Genomic DNA, 3,450 nt, shown 5'->3' on the forward strand with positions numbered 1-3,450 from the left:
CCGGCGTAGACGCGGATCGGGGCGACGGCGGGCCGCCCGCCGAACCGGCTCAGCTCGCCGGTCGTGGGCGCGTCCGCGACGAAGGCGCGGCCCTCCAGGCCGAGGGACGCCCACGGGACCAGCGAGGAGGGGCTGCCCGACAGCGTGGCGGCACGCGGCCGGGTGGCACCCGGCGCCGTCTCGCTGTTGATCGCGGCGAAACTGCGGTCGGCTCCCTTGAGCAGGGCCTCGGTGAGGATCCCGTCGGTCAGGAAGACGGCGAGCACGCCCACCCCGAGCCCCGCGGCGAACCGCGCGGCCGTCGCGGGGATCCACCGCCCGAGGAGACGGCCCAGCGCCCGCGCCGCGATCCGCAGCGTCCTGGCGGCGGCCAGCAGGGCCAGGAACAGGGCCGCCGCGACGAGCGGGACGCCGAGGTAGCCGAGCCGCTCCGGCGGTTCCAGCCCCATCAGCAGGTAGATGTCCCGCTGCGCGCGCACGCCCAGGACCAGCGAGGCGGCGCCGAGACCGCAGCCGAACGTCGCCACCACGCGCCGGACCCGCCGCCGTCCCGTGCGGTTCCACCCCTCGCGCCACCGCACCATGGTCTGCGCCGTGATCCGGGCCGCGGCCGGGCGTACGAGCGCGCCGGTGATCACTCCCACCAGGTATCCGGTGGCGGACAGCACGCCCGCGATGATCCCCTGCAGCGACCAGGGGCGGGGCAGCAACGACGGCGTGAGCGACAGGCAGAAGAAGGCCGTGGCGAGGACGATCCCGGCCGTGTCGAGCGGCGCACCGAGCCGCACCCGTCGCCCTTCCCCCATCGGGCCCCCGATCCCCGTGCCTTTCGGAGCAGGCAGGCTATCAAGGTAACGAATCGGTCACGGCGCGGGTGGGGGAGCGACCCGGCGTGAGCGGAGTGATGAGGATGACGACCCGAAGTCCGGCTATCGTCGCCGGGTCAGCAGGGTCGTGGCGATCGCGACCTGCACGGGGTCCAGTGCCGTCTTGCCGTCTTCGACGTCCCACAGCGCGTTCTGCAGCACTCGGCCGATGGTCCAGCCGGCCGCCCGCTGCCGGTCGAGTCCGACGACCTCGGTCAGCAGGTCGAAGCGGCGGAGCACCGCGCGGGCGACGTCGCCGGTGGCCGCCACCTCGTCCCAGCGGTTGTCCATGGCGGGCAGGAGCTCGAATCCGGGGTCGCCGGCCAGCGGTTCCGGGTCGATGGCGAGCCAGGGTTCCCGCTCCCCGGCGAGGACGTTGTCGTCGTGCAGGTCCCAATGCAGCAGGCGGTCGCCGGGTTCGCCGATCAGCTCGGCCACGGCGGACGCGCAGGCGCGCACCAGTCGCCGCTCGCCAGGGTCGCGCAATGCGCGTACGGCCCGCGGGACCTGGCCGAGCATGGCGGCGGCGACCTCGCTCAGCCTCCGCACGCCCTCCGGGGCGCGCACTGCGGTCAGGCGGGCCAGCAGCCCGGCCAGGATCCGCAGGGCCGTGACGTCGTCGGCCATCGAGGACAGGGGCCGGGCCGCGTCGAGCCGTTCCAGCAGCTGCGTGCCGCTCCGCTCGTCATAGTCCAGCAGGCGCACGACACCGTCGCCGTTCCACGCCCGCAGGCCGATGGCCGCGCCGGCGGTCTCCTCCCGGAGCCGCTGCAGTTTGAGCACGGCGGGTGTCCCGTCGGCCCGGAGCACGGGCAGGACCAGCGACGCCATGCCATGGGCCGCAGGGCCGTCGGGCCGCAGTCCCCAGCGTTCCAGGAACTCGCCGCCCAGGCGGGGCAGCCCGGCGATCCAGGCGCGTTCCTCGGCGCCGTGCTCGCCGTAGGAGGCGGCGAACGCCCGGGGAACCTCGATGCGGGATGGGGTGGTCATCGATTCTCCTTCGAGTCGGCCGTGGATGAGCGAAGGAGAACCGCGGTGGGGCCCGGCCAGCGGGCAGGGGTCAAAGCATGCCTCCACCCTACCGAGCGACACCGCGGCTCAGGCGGGTGGAGAACGACACCCGGCACGTGAGCATCGAGCCCTCGGGCGTGCGCTGCCAGTGGCCCTCGTACGCCTCGGTGCCCTGGTGGTCCACCCGCCCTCCACGCCCGAACAGCGGCCTCACGTCGGGAAACATGCTTGGCAGAAATCCTTCTAGTGGAGGGACATGCCCCTGCCGCCGTTCGTCCCGCTGACCAGAACCGGAAAGATGCCGACATGAGGGGGTGTCTCTTGGCCCTTCCCGGGGGCGCTTGGCGTTGCTACATTCCGAATTAAGAATTCATTTCAGTTTTGGGAGGTGTGATGACCGCTCTCCGGGCCGAGGATGCGACGACGCCCGCGCGGCGAGAGCTGCCGCCGTCGATGGTCGAACGGATGACGCTGATCATGGACGCGTTCACCGGTCGCTCCACTCGCCTCACCCTCGAGGACGTGGCTCGCTGCACCCACCTCCCGCGCTCGACGGCTCACCGCATCCTCGACCAGCTCGTACGGCTGAACTGGCTGGACCACACGTCGTTCGGCTACAGCCTGGGCAAGCGAGCACTCGGGCTCGGCGGCCGGGACGGCAGCCATGGCGAGATCCGCGAGGCGGCCGCGTCGCTGCTGCACAACCTGCAGATCAGGACCGGGATGGTCGTCCACCTCGCCGTGCTCGACGGCGCCGAGGTCTTCTACCTCGACAAGGTCGGCGGGCGGTTCGCCCTGTCGGTGCCGTCCCGCGTCGGAGGTCGGGCCCCCGCCCACTGCACCGCCCTCGGCAAGGCGATCCTCGCCTGGCTGGAACCCGAGCAGGTCGAGGCGCTCATCGACGGGCACATCAGCCGCCTGACCAACCGGACGATCGGCGACATCGGCACCCTGCACCAGGAGCTCAACCGCATCCGGCAGCGCCGGGGCCTCGCCTTCGAGAGGGGGGAGTGCTTCCCCGACATCTCCTGCGTCGCCGCCGCCGTACGCGGCCACGAGGGGCCGGTGGCCAGCATCTCCCTGGTCGGCGACGCCCGCACTCCGCTGGAGAAGGTGGCCCCGCTCGTGGTCGACGCCGCGCGTCAGGTTTCGCTCGCCCTGTTCCCCGACCTCAAGTCCCAGCGCAGGTCCCTGGCCGTCCACCGCGTGCCCGATCGGACCTGGTCCCCCGAGACCATGAACCGCCTGCTCGCCGTCGGCCAGAACGGCGACTGGCTCTGATCCGCCGGCCCTCATTCGCTGGCCCTGATCCATGTCCTCCGCTACACGTCAAATTCGCAGCTTTCTGGTCCGGTCGGGGTGGTAGGTGAAGGCCCAACGGTCTGTGCCGGCCTTGCGGCGGGTGTAGCGGTCGGGGTGCTGGTAGCGGTCGCGGTTGTGGAACTGGCAGGCCGGGCCGAGCAGTTTGAGGTCGGTCAGGCCGCCGGTGCTCCAGTTGTCGGCGTGGTCGATCTGGCATCTGGTGGCGGGCAGGGGGCAGCCGTCGATCCAGCAGGTGGCGTAGCGGGCGTAG

At 72.2% G+C, this 3,450-nt stretch carries 5 protein-coding genes; 1 reads left to right on the forward strand and 4 read right to left on the reverse strand.

The window, feature by feature from the left end; translation table 11 throughout:
• The 3 genes from AB0J39_RS38780 to AB0J39_RS38790 form a co-directional block, all read right to left on the reverse strand.
• On the reverse strand, positions 1-806 hold an 806-nt coding region (locus AB0J39_RS38780), incomplete at its 3' end, for an alpha/beta-hydrolase N-terminal domain-containing protein (protein ID WP_363474100.1).
• A 123-nt stretch (positions 807-929) separates the two neighbouring features.
• Complete coding sequence (locus tag AB0J39_RS38785) at positions 930-1,856, reverse strand: aminoglycoside phosphotransferase family protein (protein WP_363474102.1); 927 nt, start codon at positions 1,854-1,856, stop codon at positions 930-932.
• A gap of 88 nt (positions 1,857-1,944) precedes the next feature.
• Positions 1,945-2,103, reverse strand: a complete 159-nt coding sequence (locus tag AB0J39_RS38790; protein WP_363474104.1) for a hypothetical protein — start codon at positions 2,101-2,103, stop codon at positions 1,945-1,947.
• A gap of 167 nt (positions 2,104-2,270) precedes the next feature.
• Here AB0J39_RS38790 and AB0J39_RS38795 point away from each other — a divergent pair, with 167 nt between their 5' ends.
• Positions 2,271-3,158 (forward strand): IclR family transcriptional regulator, encoded by an 888-nt coding sequence (locus tag AB0J39_RS38795; RefSeq protein WP_363474106.1) that lies wholly within the window; start codon positions 2,271-2,273, stop codon positions 3,156-3,158.
• Positions 3,159-3,206: 48 nt separating this feature from the next.
• Here AB0J39_RS38795 and AB0J39_RS38800 read toward each other — a convergent pair.
• A partial coding sequence (locus AB0J39_RS38800) for an HNH endonuclease signature motif containing protein (protein WP_363474108.1) occupies positions 3,207-3,450 on the reverse strand: 244 nt, incomplete at its 5' end.

The organism is Microbispora sp. NPDC049633, assembly GCF_040675265.1.
Taxonomy (GTDB): domain Bacteria; phylum Actinomycetota; class Actinomycetes; order Streptosporangiales; family Streptosporangiaceae; genus Microbispora; species Microbispora maris.